The sequence below is a fragment of the Bifidobacterium apri genome (assembly GCF_009299485.1).
In the GTDB taxonomy this organism is placed as follows: Bacteria; Actinomycetota; Actinomycetes; order Actinomycetales; family Bifidobacteriaceae; genus Bifidobacterium; species Bifidobacterium apri.
Window position 1 is genome coordinate 168543 of record NZ_WBSO01000003.1, and the last position, 22689, is coordinate 191231.

The 22689-nt window shown below is 60.7% G+C and carries 17 protein-coding genes; 14 read left to right on the forward strand and 3 right to left on the reverse strand.

Going from position 1 to position 22689, the window contains the following annotated elements; all coding sequences use genetic code 11:
* The first annotated feature begins 142 nt into the window (after nucleotides 1-142).
* The 8 genes from DSM100238_RS03250 to DSM100238_RS03285 all read left to right on the forward strand — a co-directional run bounded on the left by DSM100238_RS03250 (nucleotide 143) and on the right by DSM100238_RS03285 (nucleotide 10996).
* Nucleotides 143-1216, forward strand: coding sequence for a class C sortase (locus DSM100238_RS03250; RefSeq protein ID WP_240812314.1), 1074 nt, complete (start codon nucleotides 143-145; stop codon nucleotides 1214-1216).
* Between the two features lie 188 nt (nucleotides 1217-1404).
* Nucleotides 1405-2742 carry an AAA family ATPase gene (locus DSM100238_RS03255; RefSeq protein WP_152355299.1) on the forward strand — a complete coding sequence of 446 codons (1338 nt, stop codon included), beginning with the start codon at nucleotides 1405-1407 and terminating at the stop codon, nucleotides 2740-2742.
* A gap of 62 nt (nucleotides 2743-2804) precedes the next feature.
* Complete coding sequence (locus DSM100238_RS03260) at nucleotides 2805-3458, forward strand: retron system putative HNH endonuclease (protein WP_167511008.1); 654 nt, start codon at nucleotides 2805-2807, stop codon at nucleotides 3456-3458.
* A gap of 298 nt (nucleotides 3459-3756) precedes the next feature.
* A complete protein-coding gene (gene rplJ, locus DSM100238_RS03265) occupies nucleotides 3757-4278 on the forward strand; it encodes a 50S ribosomal protein L10 (RefSeq protein WP_152355301.1) in 522 nt (173 codons plus the stop codon).
* A gap of 112 nt (nucleotides 4279-4390) precedes the next feature.
* Nucleotides 4391-4774: a 50S ribosomal protein L7/L12 gene (gene rplL / locus DSM100238_RS03270; protein ID WP_152355302.1), complete on the forward strand. Its 384-nt coding sequence runs from the start codon at nucleotides 4391-4393 to the stop codon at nucleotides 4772-4774.
* Nucleotides 4775-5263: 489 nt separating this feature from the next.
* On the forward strand, nucleotides 5264-7168 hold the full coding sequence (locus DSM100238_RS03275) for a variant leucine-rich repeat-containing protein (RefSeq protein ID WP_152355303.1): 1905 nt from the start codon (nucleotides 5264-5266) through the stop codon (nucleotides 7166-7168).
* Between the two features lie 7 nt (nucleotides 7169-7175).
* Nucleotides 7176-10790, forward strand: a complete 3615-nt coding sequence (locus DSM100238_RS03280) for a helicase (RefSeq protein ID WP_167511009.1) — start codon at nucleotides 7176-7178, stop codon at nucleotides 10788-10790.
* Between the two features lie 2 nt (nucleotides 10791-10792).
* Entirely contained in the window at nucleotides 10793-10996 is a 204-nt protein-coding gene (locus DSM100238_RS03285; protein WP_152355304.1) for a hypothetical protein, read from the forward strand.
* A 45-nt stretch (nucleotides 10997-11041) separates the two neighbouring features.
* Here DSM100238_RS03285 and DSM100238_RS03290 read toward each other — a convergent pair whose 3' ends face one another.
* The 3 genes from DSM100238_RS03290 to DSM100238_RS03300 form a co-directional block, all read right to left on the reverse strand.
* Nucleotides 11042-11908: an SAF domain-containing protein gene (locus DSM100238_RS03290; RefSeq protein WP_167511010.1), complete on the reverse strand. Its 867-nt coding sequence runs from the start codon at nucleotides 11906-11908 to the stop codon at nucleotides 11042-11044.
* Nucleotides 11909-12342: 434 nt separating this feature from the next.
* On the reverse strand, nucleotides 12343-12534 hold the full coding sequence (locus tag DSM100238_RS03295) for an FmdB family zinc ribbon protein (RefSeq protein ID WP_152355306.1): 192 nt from the start codon (nucleotides 12532-12534) through the stop codon (nucleotides 12343-12345).
* A gap of 116 nt (nucleotides 12535-12650) precedes the next feature.
* Nucleotides 12651-13307 carry a 5-formyltetrahydrofolate cyclo-ligase gene (locus DSM100238_RS03300; RefSeq protein ID WP_152355307.1) on the reverse strand — a complete coding sequence of 219 codons (657 nt, stop codon included), beginning with the start codon at nucleotides 13305-13307 and terminating at the stop codon, nucleotides 12651-12653.
* A gap of 67 nt (nucleotides 13308-13374) precedes the next feature.
* On the opposite strand from DSM100238_RS03300, the gene DSM100238_RS03305 reads away from it, so the two are divergent.
* The 6 genes from DSM100238_RS03305 to hisC all read left to right on the forward strand — a co-directional run bounded on the left by DSM100238_RS03305 (nucleotide 13375) and on the right by hisC (nucleotide 22649).
* A complete protein-coding gene (locus DSM100238_RS03305; RefSeq protein WP_152355308.1) occupies nucleotides 13375-14064 on the forward strand; it encodes a GNAT family N-acetyltransferase in 690 nt (229 codons plus the stop codon).
* Between the two features lie 166 nt (nucleotides 14065-14230).
* Nucleotides 14231-15568, forward strand: coding sequence for a 6TM ABC transporter family protein (locus DSM100238_RS03310; protein WP_152355309.1), 1338 nt, complete (start codon nucleotides 14231-14233; stop codon nucleotides 15566-15568).
* Between the two features lie 186 nt (nucleotides 15569-15754).
* Nucleotides 15755-16048, forward strand: a complete 294-nt coding sequence (gene groES / locus DSM100238_RS03315; RefSeq protein WP_015450992.1) for a co-chaperone GroES — start codon at nucleotides 15755-15757, stop codon at nucleotides 16046-16048.
* A 162-nt stretch (nucleotides 16049-16210) separates the two neighbouring features.
* Nucleotides 16211-17182, forward strand: a complete 972-nt coding sequence (locus tag DSM100238_RS03320) for an AAA family ATPase (protein ID WP_152355310.1) — start codon at nucleotides 16211-16213, stop codon at nucleotides 17180-17182.
* 122 nt (nucleotides 17183-17304) lie between these two features.
* On the forward strand, nucleotides 17305-21459 hold the full coding sequence (locus DSM100238_RS03325; RefSeq protein ID WP_167511012.1) for a transglutaminaseTgpA domain-containing protein: 4155 nt from the start codon (nucleotides 17305-17307) through the stop codon (nucleotides 21457-21459).
* Nucleotides 21460-21569: 110 nt separating this feature from the next.
* Entirely contained in the window at nucleotides 21570-22649 is a 1080-nt protein-coding gene (hisC, locus tag DSM100238_RS03330) for a histidinol-phosphate transaminase (RefSeq protein ID WP_152355312.1), read from the forward strand.
* Nucleotides 22650-22689: the final 40 nt, after the last annotated feature.

A 22689-nucleotide genomic window follows, 5' to 3' on the forward strand; every position in this document is an offset into this window, starting at 1 on the left:
CTGCCATCAGCGCAGGTGATTTGACAGACCCCGTGCCTTGGAACAGTCCAATCGGATGGTTCCCGGGCGCGGGGTCTATTATGACCGGCAGGCATGCTGTGGCTGACGGTTGCCGTTGTTTGCCGATCAGCGAGGAGGTTCCATGGTCCATCGGCTCAAGCCCAGGCACACGGGGGATACTGTGCAGCGTGAGCGACCGGAACGGCACTCGCACGCCCATGGGTTTGTCGCCAATGCTTCCACCATGCCTGAGATATTCGGGCCTGAGGATGCGCAACGAATACGAAAAGCCCGTTCGGCGCAACGCCAGGCGCGGGTGTTCACTGCGCTGGCCATCATTTGCGCGATTGCCGGGTGTGCCATCATCGGATACCCGTACGCTCTGCAGTTCATCGATCATCAGCGTCAGGCGCAACTTGCGGCCGAAGTCGTCAACCAAGTGGACGGATGGCCGTATCCGAAAGCCAAGGAAGCCCTTGCGGCCGCACGCGCGTACAACAAGCAGCTTGCCGAAGGCGGGCAGGGAGATATCGGTGAGCGCGTGGATCCTTTTACCTCGAATGCCGGCCAGTCCACCACGAACGATGACAATGATTCCGCCTCCGCAAGGGATGCCACCTATATGGGGCTGCTCAACGCTTCGAACGATGGGATCATGGGGTCGATTGTCATTCCGCAAATATCGGTTGACCTGCCGATCTATCACGGCACCAGCGCCAGCGCACTCGCCCAAGGGTCGGGACACCTCTACGGCACGTCGCTACCTGTAGGCGGCAGCAACACCCATGCCGTACTTACCGGTCATCGCGGCATGGTCAACGCGCTCATGTTCACACGCATCGATGAGCTCAAAGAGGGCGACGACTTCTACATCAAGGTGATGGGGGAGACGCTCGCCTACCAGATTGATTCCATCACGGTGATTTTGCCGACTGAAGGCAACCGGTATCTGCGGATTCAACCGGGTGAGGACCGGGTCACCTTGATGACCTGTACGCCGTATGGTGTCAACACGCATCGTCTCCTGGTTTCCGGCCATCGTGTGAGTATGCCGGTGCCGGCGCCGTATCCGCAGGATGCGCGCGGGGACGCTCGTATGCTTGCTGTCATCATCGGATTCGTGGCACTCGTTGTTACGTTGGCTGGATGGACGGTGCTGCACCGTCGGTTCCGGTGGATGCTCATGCGTCATGCGGCCGACCGCCATGGCTTCTGATGCGCCACGCCGACGGTGCCCATCGGACGCCGGTTGGGCGCGGAGGCGGTTCATAGTAGCATTATCCATAACACCGGCCTTTCCTGGTCGATTGGTATGCCAGCAAGTTGCTTTCGGGTGACCCCGGCGGCATACGGTTCGGACCATGAGGCGACGCAAGACCTCGGTATCTGTCACAAGGAGATGGCATGCTAAGCTCGCTTGAACTACAGAACTTTCGGTCCTTCGAAGATGCTCACATCGCTTTTGACCCCAGCATGACCGTGCTCATCGGCAATAATGGTGCAGGAAAATCGGCGATTCTGGATGCCGCGGCCATCGCGCTTGGGGCGTTCCTCATTAGGCTGCCGGACTCCAAAGGCAAGAACCACTCACGCAAGTTCAACAAGGACACCGATGTCCGCAGAGTATCTTTCCGGCAAGGCGATCAGATCCAGACTGAGCGGCAATATCCCGTCCGCGTCACCGCTCACGGCTATCGCGATGACTTGCCACATGACCAGGCGCCCGAGATGATGTGGGCGAGACAAATCCTTTCAACAGGGCACGCTGGCAAAGGCGATTGCAAGGAAATCAACGCGTATGCGGATGAATGCCAGCAACGCGTCCAAGCGCATGATGAGAGCCTGATTCTGCCGGTGCTCGGATATTACGGGACTGGGCGCGTCTGGACACACAAGAAAACCAGCACGTACGTATACGACCGTGATTTCAGCGGCGGCGTATCAAGACTGAACGGGTATATCGACTGCCTGGACGCATACACGAATGACAACCTCATGAGGTACTGGTTCATGCGTATGGCGTTGCAAAGCGCAACCCGCAAGAAGGAAAGCCCACTGTATACCGCGGTCCGTAAGGCGATGGCAAGTTGTGTCGCTCACCTGCAGAAGGAAGACGCGTCGGCAATCGATGTCGAGTATTCGGTTGACCTGGGGCAGATCATCGTGACCTATCGTCATGATGACGATGTCACTGTGTTGCCGATCGGCATGTTGAGTGACGGCTACCGTAGCGTCATGAGCATGGTCGGCGATATCGCCTTCCGCATGGCGATGCTGAATCCGGCGTTAGGTGTGCAGGTGGTGTCCCACACCTCCGGTGTCGTGCTCATCGACGAGGTCGATCTTCACCTGCACCCGAGATGGCAGGAACACATTCTAGAAGTGCTGACAGGAACCTTCCCGAAAGTGCAGTTCATCGTCACAAGTCATGCGCCCTTGGTGCTTTCCTCGGTGAAGGACTCGTCCTGCCTGCGGATCATCGACGAGACAGGCGGACGGCCATATCAGGGGCGTGTGGCAGGCAGCAGCTCGAACGACGTCCTCACCCATGTCATGGGCGCCCACGATCGTCCCGGCGAGGTCAGGGATATGTTCAAGCGGTTGGAACAAGCGCTTGACGATTCGGCATATGATCAGGCCAAGACGCTGTTGGACGGGCTTGAATCGCTGATCGGCCCGGATGACGCTGAACTGGCTCGGGAACGGGCAGCGTATGACTTCATGACGCTTGGTGGCGAATAATCATGCTGTATGTGGATAAAACGGGCGGGGCGCCAAACATATACGTGGAAGCCGTCGGAATAATGAAAGTGACTCCTGACACCCCGCAGGACTATGACCACTTGCCACCTGAAATCAAGCCCCCTCTACTTGAGGATTTGACCGAGAAACAGCACGGGTTGTGTGTGTATTGCGAGCGCAGAATCCACGCCCGGGAAAACGGAAGCGGTTCCCGGGCTCATATTGAGCATTGGCATCCTCGCCATAGCGAACGAGGGAAACATGATTCGCAGGCCGCCAAGGAAGATGACAAGCTGTCGATTGAATACCGCAATATGTTCGCATGCTGTGACGGTGCTACCGGTGACGGCGAGCAATGTTGCGACAAGAAGCGGAAGAATATCGAGTTGCACGTCGACCCTGCGGAAGAAGAATGCAGGCGGCGGATTTCCTACTGTCCGGGCTCCGGGCATATGCGCGGCGCCGATAGCGACGATGGTGCTGAGGCGGATATCACGGTGTTGAATCTCAATGAGCGACAGCTCGTCGCCAACAGGAAGAGCTATATCAGTGAGTATTTGCGAAGATTGTTCGCCCGGTGCAGTGGCGGATCGGCAAAGACCCGGAACGAGCTCGAAAAGGAGAAACAGCGTATTCTGGCGTTGCGGCAGTGGCCGGAATACGGGGGAATCATCCTTGCGATGATTGATAAGAGGCTCAGACAATATGGTGGATAGTCAAGCATGAAGCGAGAAGTTGATTATGCCGGTTTTCCTGGGTCCAAGACGGTACGACACGCCGGTGTCCCGCTGGTCCGCATCATCGCATACACTAACCATTCGTAAACCACAGACCGTTGGTGTGACCGCAAGGTCACCGAAATTGGCATGCCAAGCCAGCGCAGGTTGAGAGGGCCGCTTCGGCGGCGTGTGTGCTCTGCCTGCGTGCAGAGCTTTTTTATTGCGTTCATAACCGCATGAGCTCGGTTCGGCGGGACGATTTCGGCAGTCAACGGTTGACTTAGGAAGGAACGCCATGAAGAGGCCCGAAAAGGAAGCGGTGATTGCCGAGCTTACGGATAAGTTCCGTAATGCTGACGCAATTTACCTGACCGAGTACCGCGGGCTTACCGTTCCGCAGATTTCTGATTTGCGTGAAAAGCTAGGCCGCGATACTTCCTACGCTGTGGCTAAGAACACGCTGGCTCGCATTGCTGCAAAGGAAGCCGGTATCGAGGGGCTCGATGAGCTGCTCGCCGGCCCGACCGCCATCACCTTCGTGAATGGCGATGCCATTGCCGGTGCGAAGATCCTGCGTGACTTCGCCAAGAAGAACAAGGCTCTCATCGTCAAGGGCGGTTTCTACGACGGAACCGTGTACGACGCCGAGGGCGCAAAGCAGCTGGCAGATCTCAAGTCTCGTCCGGAACTGCTTTCCGAGATGGCCGGCGCAATCAAGGGCACCATGTCCAAGGCTGCGTACCTGTTCACCGCACTGCCGACCAAGGCCGTGCGTACTATCGACGCTCTGCGCGAAAAGCAGGAAAAGGCTGCCTGATTTCGCGCGGGCTCGCCCGTTACGATATCGGTATCTCAACAACAATAGAACATGTAGGCCGCGGGACATCAACCCCAAACCAACCCGCTGCCATGATTGAAAGGAAGCCATTATGGCTAAGCTCAGCAATGAAGAGCTCCTGGATGCGTTCAAGGAAATGACCCTCGTCGAGCTCTCTGAGTTCGTGAAGGCCTTCGAAGATGAGTTCGACGTCAAGGCTGCCGCTCCGGCCGCCGCCGTCGTCGCTGCCGCTCCGGCCGCTGGCGATTCCGCTGAGGAAGAGAAGACCGAGTTCGACGTCGTCCTGACCTCCGCTGGCGACAAGAAGATCCAGGTCATCAAGGCTGTCAAGGCCATCACCAACCTCGGCCTGGCTGATGCCAAGAAGCTCGTGGACGAGGCTCCGAAGCCGGTTCTCGAGAAGGCTAAGAAGGAAGACGCCGAGAAGGCCAAGAAGCAGCTCGAAGACGCTGGCGCAACCGTCGAGCTCAAGTAATGATTGCGGCTTGAGCCGCTTCATATCGCTTGAGTTTCTTCAGCGTAACGACCCCGGATCGTCCCCAGCGGACGGCCGGGGTTGTTCTGTTGTGTCAGGGCGTTGCATCCGGCGGTCTCGCATCCGGCGGTCTCGCATCCGGCGGTCTCGCATCCGGCGGTATCACACCGAACGGCCCCGTTCACCCCTCACAAACTGTATACGTTGAGGGCTGTGTTTGCGTAGATAGTTTGTGTGGTTGTCCAAACTGTTTACGTTGGGGGTTGTGTTTGCGTAGATAGTTTGTGTGGTTGTCCAAATTGGTTATGTTGGGTGGGTTGTCAGCGTAGATAGTTTGTGGGTGACCGCAGCCTGATGGCGTCCGGAAACGACACGTCATTGCGTGGAACTTGTCAATACCTTCCAAGGCTATGAGCGATAATAGGGAGAACATGGCACAATGGCAGGTAGTGTGCAATTGCGCGTACCAGGCGAAAGGAAGGCCGCAAGGTGACTGAGCAGCGATCCGGGCAGCAGTGGATCATCAAGGTCAATGGCGCCGAACAGACGGATGTGAAACCGGGGGAAAGCATCGAAATCGGCCGTAAACCGTTGCGTCCACTAGCCGATGACGGCAATAGAAGACTTGAAGTCCCCGACAGCGAACGATCCATGTCGAAGCGTCACGCCCTGTTCACGGTGCATGAGGACGGCTCCGCGGATGTGCGCGATCTCAACTCCACGAATGGCTCGTACATGATTCGCGAGAACGGCGAATTGACACGATTGCAGCCGGGCGTCGAATGCCAACTGAAATATTCGCCGATCCGCCTGCAATTCGGTGATATTCCCGTGGATTTCATTCGCGTGGAAGCACAGGAACACTCCGAGCCCAAGGTGACGGACCTATTCTCCTACGCTCCCGATAACGCGAAGCAGGAACCAGACCCGTCAGACATGTCGGTTGACGACATTCTCAACTTGCGCGCCGGCGAACCGACCGCGATATTCAGCTCGCAGAATGTCGCCGATCGTCTGCGCGAGTTGCGTGACGCTTCGCTGCATGTGCCGAAACTCGTCGGCACCGAGCCAGATGACGCTGAAGATCATCAAGCCGCATCTGACAAGAACCAGCAGGCCAAGTCGGACCAAGCTGCGGCGGCCCAGGAAGGGCAGTCGCAATCCCAACGTGCAGCATCCGGCGCGGATGCCGGCATACACAACCCTGCCAATGCCGGCGCCAGTGCTTCCGGAGCGGACGCGCGACTTGCGCAGCCGCATACGGAGCATTCCTCACAACGCGTGGCTCCGCAGCCGCGTGCTCTCGGCGCGCAACCCATCCTTCCCGACCCTGTGGTCACGGTCACCCAACAGCGCCAGTTCGCCGAACAGCATCCGCTGGAAGAATTGCCATTGACCGTGCAGCCTGGAGGTTTGGACAAGCCAGGTCCGCGTGATTTGTTCGCTGACGCCGCCCAACACAGCGAGCAGAAGGAACAAGCCGAACAGCAGTCAACACAACCGGAGAACGCCTCGTCGGCGCCGGATCAGGCGGCTGCCGGGGTAGCAGCTCAGGACAATCGTGACGGGCATGCGTCCCCTGCCACCGCCGACAGCGCAACAGAGGCTGACCGCCATGAGGCTCCTGCATCCAGCACGGCGAAACCGGGTGTGGTGTCGGTCCATGATTTATTCAGCGCCGAGCGCATCCGCGAAGTGCAGATGGCGCGGGCGGCCGATGAGCGCGAGGCGTCCGACCAATCAGAACATGATCGCCCGCAGACTGAGGAATCCCCGGAAAACGCCGGACACACACCTGCCGAACGCAATGCGCAAACTCCGCAGGCGGCAAGTCAGCCGGCGGATTCGGCGGCGCGTGTGACGTTTACGCCGATGGATGCTCCCGCTGCGCAAGCCGTTGCGGACGCGCACAGCAAGTTCGCTCGGACTGCCCAGACCAGTGCACCAAGCCAGTCGACTTCGACCGGCAACAGCGGGCACAGCCCGTCGCAGCAGGCAACACCGTCATCGTCGGCAGAAGACTACAGTCGTTTCGCTCGTCCAGCCGTGCAGCAGTCCGGCGCCCAGCAGGTGTCTCGCGATGCGCAGCAGGATTTCAAACCGGTGTTCGAACCGGGGTCGGTATTCGAGCGTGTCTCCCGCGGCGATTTCGACCAGCAGGAGCAGATGGTCGAGGCCGGCGGATACACCTCGCAGCAGGCGAAAACCACAAGCGATTACACCATCCAGTTCCAGATTGCACGACATGCCCAGTTGCTGCCGTTCCTTGCGATGAACCCCTCGCTGTACGATGACCTGTACACGTGGCTTGCGGCGCAGGGCAACGCCGATGTCGATGCAGCGCTTTCGCGCAACCAGGGCTATCAGGAATACCGCAAAGCGGTAGGGAAGTGAGTCGAAGGTGAGTGAAACCATCCAGTCTGAGGAAGCGCTCAGGCGTATGCGTCATTGGCGTGACGACTATCGCAATGCCTTGGCGCCGTCTCCGCTTGAAGATATCAGCCAGCTGTCGGCGCAGCTTGATTTGACGCACGCACATCCTTCGGGCATCGCCCAGCTGTTCGCCAGCGGCAAGGCTCCCCTTGATTCCCTGTTCCGCGACCCAGGCATGCTTCGCGCCGCCGGACGGCGTCTGGAACGTGTCTACGAAGACCAGACCACAAAAAGCCGGCTCAGCGGCGTCGCGGAATTGTCCATGGTCGTAGGTGTGGCGACATGGTCCGGCAAATCCGTTCCGGTTCTGCTGTATCCGGTCGATGTGACGCGTAAGCCGGGCGGTGGCGAAACCGACGCGACCATCAGCTTCACCGGTCGGGGCAGACTCAACCCGTCATTCGTGACCGCATTGCATGATCAGGGCGTCAACCTTGATGAAGACGAGCTGTTCGACGGCTCCAACTATGCGAACGGCACCCCGGAAACCTCCGCGGTCTTCGCCGCGATCGAACGGCAGGCGCGCACAGCGTTCACCGATTTCAACATCGACCGGTACATCATCGTCGGTTGTTTCATGGACCCAAGCGCGCAGATTCTGCTGGAAAGCCAGCAGATCATTGACACCTTGCGCCATGGGGCCAGCGGCAACACCATCCTTGACGCGCTCGCCGGCGGGTCTCAGGCGCTCCACGATCTCGAAGCCGACAAAATCCCTGAATTCAGTCCTTTTGACGGCGATCCTCATGCGGAATACGAAATCGGCGATGTGGACAACACCGTGCGTTATGCGGCTAATCTCGCCGCAGCAGGCCACTCCATCATCGTAGACAGCGAAGTCGGCAGTGGTACCGCTGCACAAGCCGCAGCCATTGCGTCTCGTTGTGTCATGAACGGCCGATCCGTCCTGTATGTGCCGTGCGTTGCCGAACAGAAACGCCGCTTCACCCGGATCATGGGCGCCAACAGCATGGGCGACCTGGTTCTTGATATCGCCGATGAGCAGGGGAACACCGCTGTCGACAAACAGCTGATCGCAGCAGTAGGATACCGTGCCGGCAATGCGGCAAGTCGTTTTGACCAACTCTCTGACGAGCTGGTCGGCGTGCGTTCGCGCTTGACTCGGTATCTAGGCGATTTGCACGGTGTCAGCGAGCGTTGGGGCGTGTCGGCGTACCAAACGATCCAGAACCTTGCGAGTATCGCGACACTGCCGACCCATCCGGCGACCCACGTGAGGTTGAGCCAATCCGCCGCCCGCACGCTCAATGGGCATATGGACGAGTGGGCGCGCAAGCTCACCACTGCTGCCGAGCTCGGCGAATTCACGATCGGGCCCGATGATACCGCTTGGTATCAGGCATCCTTGACGACTGAAGACCAAGCGGTCGACGCGTATCAGCGTGTTGTCGATGTCATGCAGAAGCTTCTGCCCGCCACCAGGGAACAGGTGGCGACCACCGTGCAGACGTGTGGTTTCCCCGTGCCCACGACCGCACAGGAGTGGGGACGCCAGGTGACGGTGCTGAAGAATCTGCGCCGGGTGCTTGACGTGTTCCAGCCTGAGATTTTCGAACGTGACATCGATGCGATGATCGAGGCGAGCAAATCCAAGCAGCAGCGTAAGAAGGAAGGCTCAGATCTGGGCTTCTGGGAGCGTCGCCGGCTTGTCAAGGAAGCGAAGAGCTTGCTGCGTGTCGGCGCGCAAGTCGAGAATCTGCATGACGCCCTTGTTGTCGTAGCCAAACAATCCGAACAGTGGCATCTGTTCGTGCCGCACGGCGGCTGGCCCGTACTGCCCCCGAAGCTGGACACGATTTTGGAAACCCAGGACGCGCTCATGCGCGACATCACATCCCTTGACGCGGTGCTCGCCACCACGCCCAAGGGAGGCAACCTGGAATCGCTTGATTTCAACACCCTTGAGGAACGACTCAAGGCGTTGTACAACGACCACATGGCTTTGGACACGTTGCCCGGCAGGTGCCGCCTCGAACAGGATTTCCGGTCCGTCGGTTTGGATGAGCTGGTCGATGACCTGCGTGCGCGGCGCGTTCCGGTGGAGGCGGTCGAAGGTGAGCTTCAGCTGTCTTGGTGGACGACCATCTTCGAAGACATCGTCAAGGAATCCGCCATCATCTCGAATCAGGACGGATCCGCCTTGCAGACGGCAGCCGACCGGTTCGCCCAGGTCGATACGGAACATGTGCGTTCAATCGGCCCGATGATCCATCAGGAATCCATTCGGAAACTGTGTGATTTGCTGTTTTCGAAAACGCAGGAGGCAAACCAGCTGCACACGGTGCTTGCAGGCGGGCACAACACCCCGTTCAACCGTGTACTGCATGACCATCCGCATATCATGGCGCTTGCCAAGCCGGTGCTGATGGCGACGCCGTCCACTTTGGCGGCGTTGACCGACCCCAGTCCGCTTGCGGATGTGGTGATTATCGACGCGGCTGCCCATCTGCCGGCGATCGAATTGCTGACAATCGTCTGCCGCGCCCGTCAGGTGGTGCTGATTGCGCATTGTGCGACGGTGACGTCCCCGAGTGTGAAAGCTTTGATCGGCGTTCTTCCGCATGTGTCGGTACGTTCCCGGCTCACACGGCGCTCCCCGCAGCTGTCGGTATTCCTGCGCAAGGAAGGGTACGGTGAGATTCGCCATGCCGCGCCCACGGAGGGTATGCAGGGCACGGTTCGGCTGCACCTGATCGACGGCACTGGTGTGCCGGTGATTTCTTCCGGGCTTGTGGAAAGCAGCCAGCAGGAGATTGCGGCAGTCACCAAACTGATTTGTGATCGTGCCGGAGCGTTCACCGTGGTCCCTGTCGATTACATGCTGACCGTTGTGACGCTTACCGAAGCGTTCCGTTCGCGTCTCGGCGCGGAATTGAAGTCCTTGGCGACCAAAGACAAGGCGATGGGACGCTTCCTGAGGCATGTCCGGTTGATCGGCATCGACGAAGTCGCCGGGGCGCAGACCACCGACGCCATTGTGTCGATGTGCTACGCGAAAACCACGCATGGCAGGCTGTTGCAGCAGTTCGGTCCGCTCGAGGGCGACGGCGGCAAGGGAATGCTGCTTGACGCGCTTGCGCTCGCCGACCGCAACCTCGATATCGTTTCCTCCTTCGGTCCGGAGGATTTGGATGATGAGCGCCTTCACCAGCCGGGGCCGCAGCTGCTCAAGCGGTTGCTGCAATGGGCGGAAACGTTGGATTCCGGATTGTTGCGTCCGCAGCCCGCGTCTGCGGCTGACAATGTCCTGTTCAACGATTTGGCTGACAGGATTCGAGCACGTGGACTCGACGTTGCTGTGGACTACGGCTTCTCCGACGGTATGCGCATCCCGCTGGTCATCGGCGTCAAAGGCAAGCCGTTTGCGTTGGCGGTGCTTACCGATGATGCGCAGTTCATGGGCATCCAGTCCACGCGTACCCGGCACCGACTGCTTCCGCAGGAGCTGGCTCAGCTCGGATGGTCGGTGATGACGGTGTGGAGCGTCGCAGCCTTTGTCAATCCCGATAAGGAAGTCGATCGTATGGTCGCCCGTATCGGTACGCTGTACCGGGAGGCGTGACGATGACGGCATATGACGCGCACCGCCGTACGCCTCGCCGTCATCATCGTGTCACCATGAAGGGGACTGAGCGTTTCGATGCGGACGGCGTCAAGCTGGAGCCTTCCGACGTGCAGACCCGCGAACAGCGTGATGCCGATGACGACCGACGCATCCTCAGTGAATTGCCACCTCACTGGGCGGTGTTCAACGAGCGCGGACGGTAGGTATTCCCATCGGGCGGTCACCGGATGCTGTTGAGCAGGCATCGCTCAGCGTTGTCGTTCCGTGCCTACGAGGGTTGGCGCGTTTGAGGAACCGGTGACGGTTGAGGGGGTCGATGGCGTTTGGGAGCGTGCTGCGATGACCGGAAGGCCGTCCGGCAACCGCATCAGCGCGAGCGCTTCTTCCGGACGCATGGCGATGGATGTCTTGCTGTCGACGCCGGGCGGGGCGTCGTTTGACGGTACGGTGATGACCGTAGCCTGGCTGGCGATTACGCACTGCTGGTCGAGCGTACTGTCTGGCGGAGCTGAAGACTGCGCTGGCTGGCTTGCGGAAGGCTGCGTGCCTGTTTCGTCGGACGGGTATGGAGCTTCACGGTCATTGGCTTCAGCCGGTTCTGCATTCGCATATCCGATTGCCGGACAGGATTGGCCTACAATCACGTCAATCGTGTCGCCCGCATCCATGCCGTCGGGATGACTGGCAAGCAGAGTCTCAATGACGGTCGAACCATCCGGCGGCACAGGACGGCCGCGGATATGTGATGCCAGAATGAGGGTTCCGGCTGGCATATCCACGAGCGCGATAGCCGATTCGACGTCTTCCGGTGTCGCCGGAGCTTGGTCGAATGAGGGATGCACGGGCACACTGATGGTGGACAGATGCGCGGCTCGGAGGCGTTCGCCACGTGAGACGTGTGTTGTCGTGACGAGCATGGGCTGGGTGCGCACCGTCGCCATGACGCATTGAAGCGCGCTGAACACCGCCAACCCTACGAGCAGTACGCTCGCCAGCCGGCGTATCCGGGCGACGAGCCGTCGGCGGGCAAGACTCATTGCGCATCGGTGGTTGCGTTTGGTGATGGTTCCGCTCTTGCTGGACGCGGTTGTGAAAGTGCTCTGTGATGATTCCATACCATCATCCGACCACGCTGGAACGCGGCTGCGCAACCCCTGCCGGGGAATGTGGTCAAAGGTTACGTGCCGATCCACAATCCCCGTGGACGGCGCTTCAATTCCCGGCCTCGCCGTGTCTCCGCTTGTGCCGACGTTGGGGTGGGGGCGAGTGTGAGCGTCGGTTGTGGGTTGTGGTTCTGCTTCTGCCGACGCTGGGTGGTGTGTGAGTGTCGGCAGAAGGTTGTGCCGACGCTGAGTGGTGTGTGAGCGTCGGCAGAAGGTTGTGCCGACGCTGGGTGGCGGCCAAGACCCGCGTACATTGCGTTGCCTAGCACATCCGAATACGACGACGCCTCCGCAGAACAGCCCGCGGAGGCGTCGCATGATTGATGTCGTCTGGACTTGAGTTCAGCTGCGTTCAGCTCAGTTCAGGTCAGACGCAAGATTGCCGGCTACTTCGAGGAGCTGCCGCTGTCGGTGCGATAGAAGCCGCTGCCCTTGAATTCAATGGACGGCGCGGCATAGACCTTGTGCACGCGCTCCTGTCCGCACTGCGGGCATACGGTGATCGGGTCGTCGCTGAACGACTGCTGTTCGGTGAAATCATAACCACAGTTCTTGCAACGGTAATGATAAGTCGGCACGGTATTTCCTCCACGAGAATCGACAGGTCGGTACGTTTCGTAATCCGTACATATCCTAGTCGATTCAGTGACACTCGTGGTGTTCTCGTATTGCGAACCGGGACGAGTGCCGCAGATCAGTCGAAGATGTCCAGGTGTTCGGTGGTGAGGATGCCGCCGACCGGCACGTCATGCGGGTCATGCGGCAGATCATCGACGCTCGCCTCCCAAGGCCAGCACACGCCGATGATCGTGGCGGCGGGTGAGGCGTGCAAGAGGGCACGATCGTACCATCCCGCGCCGCGCCCCAATCTAAATCCGTGCGGGTCGATGGCGAACGCCGGGACAAGGATCAGGCTTGCTTGCCCAAGGCTGTCTGCGGAAAGAGTCGGACCAGACGGTTCGCGCGGGCGCAATCCTCCGGACGCGCTGCGAGGCATGTCATGAAGCCGATCCAGGCTCTCCAACTCGCTCCAGGCGCATACTAGTTCCCGGCCTGATCCAAGCCGGGGAACCAGCACGCGGATGCCCCGGTCGATGAGGCGTTCGAGTATTCCGGCAAGCGGCGGTTCCGTACCCATGGACACATAGGCTGCGACGGTCGCTGCGCGAGGGAGCGCCGCAATCAGTGGTTCTGCATTGGAGACGAGGGCTGGTCGCGCATCGGTGAAGTCCTGTTCGGTGAGCGTCGCGCGGCGTTGCAGGGCGCGATGGCGTGCAACGCGTTTCGCTTGCGCACGGCCGGCGGCGACGGCTGCGGCCGGTGTGGGATTGTCGGAATCTGAGGTGCTCATACCCCAACGGATACCACGATGCTTGGAAACGGTGCCCCGCCTTGCATCGCATCGCAGATGTGGCACAATGAAAGCGATGTCTGTTTTGCAATCATTACGCGGCATCATGCATGACAGGCGGCCGCGCGAATTCGTGATGCCTAAGACTTTGACCGCCCCGTCCGGTGCCACGCCGATTGGACTGCGGCCCTGCACACTTGACGATGAGGATGAGTTGCAAGCCTTGCGCTGGCGCAATCAGGCATGGCTCTCCCCATGGGATTCCGACGATCCGCTGGGCGGTCCGGGGTTGACATTCAACCAGTGGGTGTGCGATCTGCGCAGAAGGGAGCGCGAGGGGTCGGGCGCGCTGTTTGTGATTGTAGAACACGGGCGGATCGTCGGACAGGTGTCGTTGGGCGCCATCACCTATGGCGCGATGCGCTCCGGTCTTGCCGGGTACTGGGTTGATGAGGCGGTTGCGGGGCGGGGTATCGCGCCCCTTGCGGTCGCCATGCTGGCGGATTGGGCGTTCGATTGCCCGGATGGTCCTCGTTTGCATCGCATTGAGATCGCCATCATCCCCGACAATTATCGTTCGCGACGGGTGGCGCAGAAGCTGGGCGCCATTGATGAAGGGTTGCGGCGGCAGTACATGCATGTCAACGGCCGCTGGCGCGATCATGAATCGTATGTGCTGTTCGCGCAGGACCGTCCGGCGGGCGGGCTTGCCGCGGCATTGGCTGCACATGGGCAAGTGCCGCGCGCTGCCGCTTGATGACTGGGCTGTTCCGCGTGATGCGACCCTGCACGGGCGCACCGGCATGGAGCGGGAGCGCACCACGATGATGGTGTCATCCGGCGGGCGATCACATGTCATGGATATACGACACGCCCGGGGGTTCTGCTGCTATTTTCAGCTTGGTCACCTATTGTAAGAAATTATGGATTATGAGGGTATCAGCGCTATTGTTGTGCTTGCGGTGCTGATGATCTTCATCATCGGGTGGCTGCCCACAAGGACAGTCGACAGCATGAAGCGGGTGGTCAGGCGTCGTCAGGACAAATATTCGCCGTCGCTGCATCTGATTGATGAGCACAGCGGAACGAGGTTTTCGGACGGTCATTCGCCGGTGACGAAAGGGGCTGTGATGCGGCCAGCACAGGCACAAGGGACGCGGGTGTCCCGGGAGCATATCGCTGAGGTTCGTCGTCTGCGCAGGGCGTCAATACGCCGTCGTCGTGTCATCGTGTGCGTATTGTTGCTTGCCTGTGCTGTTGTCGGCGTGCTGTCCTATGTGTTGCGTTTCTCTCCGTTGTTCGTGCTGATTCCAGCCGGATTATTGGTATTGACGGTTGCTCTGGGGGCGCGGGCGAGCCGGCATGCACGTGCGTGGGAGCGCAAGGTGTCCGCGTTGTTGGCGCACGAGCGCAGGGCGCAAGCGAGCTTCAAGGGGCGGCAGCCGGAAGCTGTAGCTGGTGTCGAAACAACCGCGGCGGCCGATGATCCTGCCGATGCAGTCGCACGCAGACAGGCAGAGCAGGCGCCCGCAACTCAAGCTGATGCCGTGGAAACATCATTGATGGAGCAGCAGGAGATTCATCGTGCCGTCGAACAGGGTATGGCGGAACGTGATCGGAAGTTGGCGCTCAAGGCTTCCCGCCCGGTTGAAACCGGTAAGACCGCTGCGCCAGCTGATGCTGCCGATCGTGATCATGTCGCCGAGCAGCGACAGCAGGTACAGGTTGACGCCGAGTCGGCTGGGGATATCCGTCATGACGGCGAGCGTGCAAGCGCATCCGTGCGTGACGTGGCGGATGAGGGGATTGCGGAAGCGGAATCGACCGAATCTGCGGAGTCTGGTGAGCCGGCCGAGCAGGCTCAATCGACCGAATCGACCGAATCTACCGAGCCTTCCGATCAAACGCTCGAACTCAGTCAAGTGAACCCCGCATCATCGCTGGACGTGTTCGACATGGCTGCTGGGCGGCATCAGGACCTCATCTCGTTCTCTTGGGGAACGCCGCGCAATGTCGAAGAACCTGCGAAGACTGAAGCTCCGGAAAGTCTGGAAATCAAGTCCACCCGTCAGGTTGCCAAAGCGGTTCCAGCTGAGGATCATGCGCAGGAGCCGAAGTCGGAACATCGCGATGATGCCCCGTTGAACAATGCGGAATCCTTCCATCATGCCGAGTCCACCGCCCATGTGGAAGTGCCTGAGGAAACGACGGATTCTTTGGGGCATGATTTGCGTGCCGTCCTCGCACGGCGTTCCTCGTGAGTCCCGTAATCGTTGTGGTTCCAAGTGTTTCACTCTCAGCGTTAGCACTCGAGTTGGCAGAGTGCTAACAACGCGCTACGATGAGGTGTAGCGCAAAGGGACGGCGCCGATAGTGATCGTCAGCCTCTTGAAAGCGATGTCCTGGCGCGGGAAGTATCGATTTCTCTTAGAAAGAGGAGGTCCACAGTGTCGATCTCACTCACACCGTTGGAAGACAAGATCATTGTCAAGCAGGCGGAAGCCGAAACCAAGACCGCTTCAGGCCTGTTCATCCCGGACAACGCCAAGGAGAAGCCGCAGCAGGGTGAAGTGCTGGCTGTCGGCCCCGGTCGTCGCGACGACAAGGGCGAGCGCATCCCGATGGATGTCAAGGTTGGCGATAAGGTGCTGTATTCCAAGTACGGCGGCACCGAAGTGCACTATCAGGGTGAGGACTATCTGATCGTCTCCGCCCGCGACGTGCTCGCAATCCTGAACTGACGTTCCGCGTCATTGAAGGCCTCGGCTGGTGCCGGGGCCTTTTTGTTGTCTTGACTTCCGTGATGTCATGGCAATCCGGCTCGCCATGAGACCGTCCAGGCGGTAAAATAACCGTGGTCGTGCGCTCCGACACGACATCTGCTACGAGGCGGGGGACGGCATATGGTCACTTCGATGGAAACCCCACAGGCGCGAGACATCTTGCATGCCGTTACCGATACCTTGAACACCGTGCTTGCATGTCCGCGCGAGACGGTGGAGACGACGGTGCTGACCTTCGCAGCCGGCGGCCATGTCCTGCTCGAAGATGTTCCCGGGGTCGGCAAAACCACGTTGGCGCGGGCTCTCGCTACGGTGATCGGCGGGTCGGTGCGGCGCATCCAGTTCACTCCGGACTTGCTGCCGGGCGACTTGCTGGGCATGAATGTGTATTCGCGGGCCACAGAGTCCTTCGCGTTTCATCCGGGGCCTATTTTCGCCAATATCATCATCGCCGACGAAATCAACCGAGCTGATCCGAAGGTGCAATCCGCGTTATTGGAGGCGATGGGCGAGGGGCAGGTCAGCGTCGATGGGCAGACCCATCATCTTGAGCAGCCGTTTATCGTCATCGCGACGCAAAACCCGATTGAGCTTGAGGGGACGTATCCGTTGCCGGAAGCGCAGCTTGACCGGTTCATGATCCGCATGGGATTCGGATATCCTGCAGCCGATACGGAAGAGCGGATGGTGATGTCGGACCATGCGTCCCGGCCGCTGGAAGGACTCCACCGGGTTGCGGATGTCGACCAGATGCAGGCGATACGTGAGACGTGCGCCGCGGTACGGGTGGCACAACCGGTGGCGCGGTATCTGGTGTCGTTGACCGCCGCCACCCGGTCCATGGAAGGCGTCGCCTTTGGCGTGTCGCCGCGTGGCAGCCTGCAGCTCGCCGCCTTGTCCCGTGCGAAGGCGCTGTATGAGGGCAGGGATTTTGTGCTTCCCGACGACGTGCGTTGGGCGGCGCCTTTTGCGTTGCCGCATCGGTTGGTGCTTGAGGATGCCGGGTACGGGACCGCCCCGACCGGTTTGGCGCGTCAGCTGATCGACACGTTGATTGATCGCACGCCGGTTCCGCGTGTGGACGACAGGTGAACCGCATGACCGCCGCATCGTCAGCCGGTGGCGGACAGCCTCGGCGCATATCCGGCCAGGCCCGGTTGCGTCGGGCGGGAGTGCCGTGGCGTATGCGTCACGGGTGTGTCCGCCCAGGAGTGATGGGGGTGCTTGCCGGGGTCGCGGCGGCGGCGTTATGGCTTGCCGCGTTTGCCTATGATATTCGTGTGCTGGTCGCTGCCGCCATTGCGTGGACGGCGGTGTGGATCATGGCAGGATGCTGCGCGCTTATGCAATCGTTTGCGGTACGGCATATCCGATCCGAACGGCAGATGCACACAGGCACGGTTTCAGATGCCGCATCGGATACGGTCAGGGTTCCACGATGGCGCCGGATGTGCCGGGCGATGATGCTGCCCCGACGCACCCACACCGTTGACGCGTATATCCGGTTGAATCCGCGGGAGTATGTCGGCGCCGACCCGGTCAAGCGAGGATGGTACCGGCGGGTCGGCATCGTCACATCATGGCATGAACCGCTCGGTCTGTTCTTCGTGCGCACCGTCATTCCCGATGACACGGAACTGGTGATTCTCCCCGAACCCGGACCGGTACACGTGACAGCCGGCGAAACCGCCTCAAGCGCACGCGGAGGAGGCCGGACGGCCTTCGGATTCGCCGGTTTGCGTGAATACGAGCCGGGCGATTCCGTTCGCAGCATCGCGTGGAAACACAGCGCACGTGCCGGGCGTCTCGTGGTCAAACGCGCCCCGCGCAGTATGGTGCATGCGGTCATGCTCGTATGCGATATGGCATCGTGCGCGACGCTTGCCCAAGCCGATGCCGTCGCGTATGCTGCGATGAGCCGGTACGCCGGTCTGCGTGACACGCTGGAACGGCACGGCGGCAAGCTGATCGTCACCGACGGCCGTGCCGTTGCCACAGGCTATGGCCAGGCCATGCGGCTGATCGCCTCGCTGCAGGCCGGCGGGGATGCCGATCAGATGGCGGCAACCGTGTGCAGTGCCGCAGCCGCCCAGCATATGCCGGTCAGCGTGGTCGTCATCACAGCCGAAGCCAAGGACGGCCGTCTTGTCGCAAGTCTGCGCGCCGCGGGGCTGCCGAATATACAGACAGTGACCATCAGAGGCGAGCGGGCGCCGTACCGAATGCGCACGCATGAGATGGACGACAACCAGGATGATGCCGCCGAAGCCCATGGGTCTGCGGGCGGTCAAACGGCAAGGCGCCGACAAGCATGGCGGATTGGCCAAGGACTTCGGGCGCGCAAGCCGAATCGGCCCCATGGACTGGAAGAGCCATCCCACCGGCCCGGATGGATTGCGACACAAGCCGTAGCGCTGGTGCTGCGGGCGGCGGTCGTGGCGCTGACCTTGGAACTGACCGTGCAATGGACGACGATGCTGGTGCAAGGCGAGCACCTGTGGTGGCCGGCGTTCGCGCGGATCGGCGTCGCCGTACTCGCTGTCACATCGCAAATCCCGACCCTTAGACGCGTCAGGCGCAGGCATGCAGCGGCGGTCATACGTGCGGTAGTATTCATGCTCGCCGTCTTGATGGCGGGCATCATCACCACCGGCCTGCGCTTGCGCGACACCATCGGATTCCTGCCGTGGCACCCGGTGTATACGCGTATATCCGCGGCCGGTGAGCGCAGCATCGTGCGTGTACCGGTCATTCAAGCCTGGGAACGCTTCGCCGACGTCATCGCAGCAGGATTCCGGCAGTTGTATGAGCAGGTGCCTCCGCTGAACATGGGTGCCGCGTCGGATGCCGCCATGATCATCGCCGTCGTCGGCGTCATCCTGGTTGCCCGGCTGCTTGCCGGCATCCCGGGGGCGGTTCCGTGGCTGGGTATCGTTCCCGTCATCGTCGGGACGGTCGCGAATGTATCAATGTTGCAGGAAGTACCCTGGATTGGAATCCTGTTCCTTGCAGCGTCGCTCGCTTTGGCTTGGTGGGCTGTCCGGCCGCATGACGCTTCACCTGTCATGCCGTGCGTCGCGTCGATGATGGCGGTGGTGCTGGTGATATGCTGCACGTCTGCCGGGCTCACCCTCGCGAAATCCGTTCCGCTTGCCATCGATGCGGGAAGCGGGATGTTCAGTTCCACGACCATCAATCCGATGATCGATCTCAAACGTTCCTTGACCACGGGCTCGTCCGCCACCGCCCTGACGTACCAGTCCAACAGGGCGCGATATCTGCGCATGGCGACGCTCGACGATTTCGATGGCGAAACGTGGAACTTTGACGACACGCTGTCGGCGAGCGCAAATCTGTATCGTCGCAGTACATCCGCATCATCAGTCAATCTGCAGTCGGACGTTGACCAGGCTGCGTCCAAGCTTGCAGCGTCATCGGGAGGGTATTCCTCGGCGGCAGAGCCTTTTACCACGTATCTGACATACGGCAGAGGATCCATCAGTTCCGCTGACGCTTCGAACAACTGGTTGGGTATCAAGGTGGCCACCACCGACATCACCATTGACAGGCTGAGCACGCGCCTCTTGCCGGTCGGCGGTCTGCTGCTCGACTACTCCGGTGTCAGCGGTGACTGGACTGACAATTCCTCCGGCGGCATTACATCACGAACCGCCGTCACGAAGCGGGGGCAATCCTATTCGACCATGGGCATCTATCTCGATCCGATCACTTCATCTCTCGGTTTCCAACAGATCGACACCATCGAAACAGCGGTGACGGCGTTGCGCGACACCGGTCACCTGACTGTGCCGCCTGCGGCCACGGCGAATGCGGAACGCGCCCGGTGGGTGTCTTCCGGCGCCGCCCGGCTCGCCGGCGATGTGATGCTCGTCCCCGTCGTCAGCAGCGACGGCATCCTGACCGTTGCGAATTCCGACATCTTTGACGGTGCCCTCGCCTACGAATGGTCACGGGACGGGCATAGCGGCAATGCCGATTCCGACGATCTGGGAAGCGCCAGCATGTATACGCTGAGCACATCATTCGCCAATGCCATCGGTTTCAACCCGAATAAAGACAGTGCTGTACTCGTGCGCGATGCGGACAGCGGAAGCTGGATGCTCGCGATTCCCGCCACCGTGGGCGCCGCCGATTTTTCGGACGCTGATACCGTCACCGCGGTGTTCAACAAGGCGGGGATGACGTTGTCGTCGATGATATCCGTAGCGCTGGAAAGCGGATTGGTCGACGGTTCCGACCCGTTCGCACGCATCGATGCTCTGGACAAGGCCGTGCGCGCCCGCTACCGGTCGCTTCCGGCGAAGCTGCCATCCAGCGTCAGGGCGGTGGTCTCCCAGGCGAAGGCGGAAGGCGTACCGTCCACGGGATCCACATTCAGCGAGCAGGAACAGGCGTTGCAATATCTGGTCAGGTATTTCTCGTCGAACGGATTCACGTACGCTCTTGATGTGCCGGGCGATGCAACCGGCGACGACAGCAATATCGCCATGGTCGGCAGTTTCCTCAAGCGCAAGAGCGGCTACTGCGCGCATTATGCGAGCGCTTTCGCCATTCTCGCTCGGGCGCTCGGCGTGCCGACGCGTATGGTGCTCGGCTACAGCACCAGCGGTGTGGTGGATGAGAACGGGTCATACAGTGTCAGCGCGAAACAGCTCCATGCTTGGGATGAAGCCTATCTGTCGGGGGTCGGCTGGGTTCCGTTCGATGTGACCCCGGCCGCTCCTGAGGAATCGTCCGGCGAGGGGCAGAAGGCTGCTTCATCTACGCCGTCATCGGAGCCTTCCGCGTCGTCTTCCGCATCTGCCTCGCCGTCTGCCTCGCCGTCGGCTTCTGCTTCCTCGTCGGCATCGTCAAGCGCATCCGGTGGTCAAGCCTCTGGTGGGCAAGATCAGCAGCAGACGTCGCTCACCGGCAGGTCGATTCGCCAATGGCTGATTCTGCTTACGGTGGTCGTGGGCTTGGGCGCGTTGTGTTGCGCTCCGATGGGTGTGCGCACACACAGGAGGCGGCGGCGCTTGCGGACGCTCGATTGCGCGGCGGGTGGGGCACGGCCAGTCCAGGATTCGCTGGTGCGTTCCGCATGGATCAGCGCTTGGCGCGAGCTGCAAGACACCGCTTGGGATTGCGGGGCGCGATGGCCGGCCACCGCTACGGATCGGGATATCGTCGATATCGTCAGGCGGACGCTGGCCTGCGATGCGGCGGGACGGGTAGCCGATGATGCGCTCGCCTGTGTATTCGGCGGGGACGATGTGCCGGCGCCGTCGCCCCAGGATGCCGCTGCGGTGCGTGCGGCTGTGGAGCATCGTCGTCGATTCATGCCCATGTCGTTGTTCCGACGCCGCTGAGTGCGCTCAGACGCGTTCTCGGCGACACGCCGGATGGCGGATGTCCGTATCGTGGCCTTCCGACGGGTGTGTTACGGGGTGATTGACATCGCTGTGTATAGGATTGAGCCATGGCATACCTACATCGTGCAATCATCGATACTATTCCCAGCTACAAGCAAGGCAAGCCTGCACCGAAGACGCCGGGCCTGACCGCGTACAAGATTTCCAGCAACGAGAATCCGTACGAACCGCTTGCCAGCGTCAAACAGGCCATCGTCGACAAGGCTGTGGGCCGCATGAACCGGTACCCGGATATGCGCGGGACGGCGGTCGTCGAGCGGCTGGCCGACCAGTTCGGCGTTGAGCCGGAGAACGTCATCCTCGGCTGCGGGTCCACCGAGGTGATCACCCAGCTGGTCAATCTCGTCGCCGGTCCGGGGGATGAAGTCGTCTATCCGTGGCGCAGCTTCGAAGCGTATCCGATTATCGTCGCGAATGCCGGCGCGGCCAGTGTGAAAGTGCCGAATCGTCCCGACGGCAGCCACGACATCGACGCCATGATCGCCGCTATCAACGAGCGTACGCGCCTGGTCATCGTCAACAATCCGAACAACCCGACGTCCACGTCGTTGTCTGACGCGGACGCGCGCAAGCTGATGGCCGCTGTGCCCAAGGATGTGCTGGTTCTGTTCGACGAGGCATATATCCAGTTCAACACCGCCGAAAACACGAATGTCGCGATGGATCTGTTCCGCGAATATCCGAATGTCGTGGTCGCACAGACCTTCTCCAAGGCGTATGGACTCGCCGGCCTGCGCATCGGGTATGGCATCGCGCCTGCGGATGTGATCGATGGCATGCGCAAGGTCGCCATTCCCTTCGGTGTGACGGAAATCGCCCAGACCGCGGCGTTGGCGTCCATGGATGCCTACGATGAGCTGGACGAGCGTGTCAAGGCGTTGGTCGCCGAGCGTGCGCGAGTGGTCGCGGCGCTGCGTGAGCAAGGGTGGGAGTTCCCCGAGCCGTATGCGAACTTCTTCTGGCTGCCGATCGGAGAGCGGACTGACGAAGCTGCAGAACATTTCGTGAAGGCGGCGTTGTCCGTGCGCGTGTTCAGCGGCGAGGGCATCCGTATCTCGGTGGGTGAGCGCGAGGCGAACGACCGGGTGATCAGCGTGTGCGCCGACCTCAAGCGTCTTGGATTCTGATTCACAGCCACGCCGCGGCTATGCACGGGGTGTGTAGCCG

Bases quoted from the DNA above. Each gene is read 5' to 3' on its own strand.
- DSM100238_RS03325 (WP_167511012.1), top strand. From the start codon at position 17,305: ATGGGGGTGCTTGCCGGGGTCGCGGCGGCGGCGTTATGGCTTGCCGCG.
- DSM100238_RS03285 (WP_152355304.1), top strand. From the start codon at position 10,793: ATGACGGCATATGACGCGCACCGCCGTACGCCTCGCCGTCATCATCGT.
- DSM100238_RS03250 (WP_240812314.1), top strand. From the start codon at position 143: ATGGTCCATCGGCTCAAGCCCAGGCACACGGGGGATACTGTGCAGCGT.
- rplL (WP_152355302.1), top strand. From the start codon at position 4,391: ATGGCTAAGCTCAGCAATGAAGAGCTCCTGGATGCGTTCAAGGAAATG.
- DSM100238_RS03300 (WP_152355307.1), bottom strand. From the start codon at position 13,307: ATGAGCACCTCAGATTCCGACAATCCCACACCGGCCGCAGCCGTCGCC.
- DSM100238_RS03255 (WP_152355299.1), top strand. From the start codon at position 1,405: ATGCTAAGCTCGCTTGAACTACAGAACTTTCGGTCCTTCGAAGATGCT.
- DSM100238_RS03260 (WP_167511008.1), top strand. From the start codon at position 2,805: ATGAAAGTGACTCCTGACACCCCGCAGGACTATGACCACTTGCCACCT.
- DSM100238_RS03290 (WP_167511010.1), bottom strand. From the start codon at position 11,908: ATGGAATCATCACAGAGCACTTTCACAACCGCGTCCAGCAAGAGCGGA.
- DSM100238_RS03305 (WP_152355308.1), top strand. From the start codon at position 13,375: ATGAAAGCGATGTCTGTTTTGCAATCATTACGCGGCATCATGCATGAC.
- rplJ (WP_152355301.1), top strand. From the start codon at position 3,757: ATGAAGAGGCCCGAAAAGGAAGCGGTGATTGCCGAGCTTACGGATAAG.
- hisC (WP_152355312.1), top strand. From the start codon at position 21,570: ATGGCATACCTACATCGTGCAATCATCGATACTATTCCCAGCTACAAG.
- DSM100238_RS03320 (WP_152355310.1), top strand. From the start codon at position 16,211: ATGGTCACTTCGATGGAAACCCCACAGGCGCGAGACATCTTGCATGCC.
- DSM100238_RS03310 (WP_152355309.1), top strand. From the start codon at position 14,231: ATGGATTATGAGGGTATCAGCGCTATTGTTGTGCTTGCGGTGCTGATG.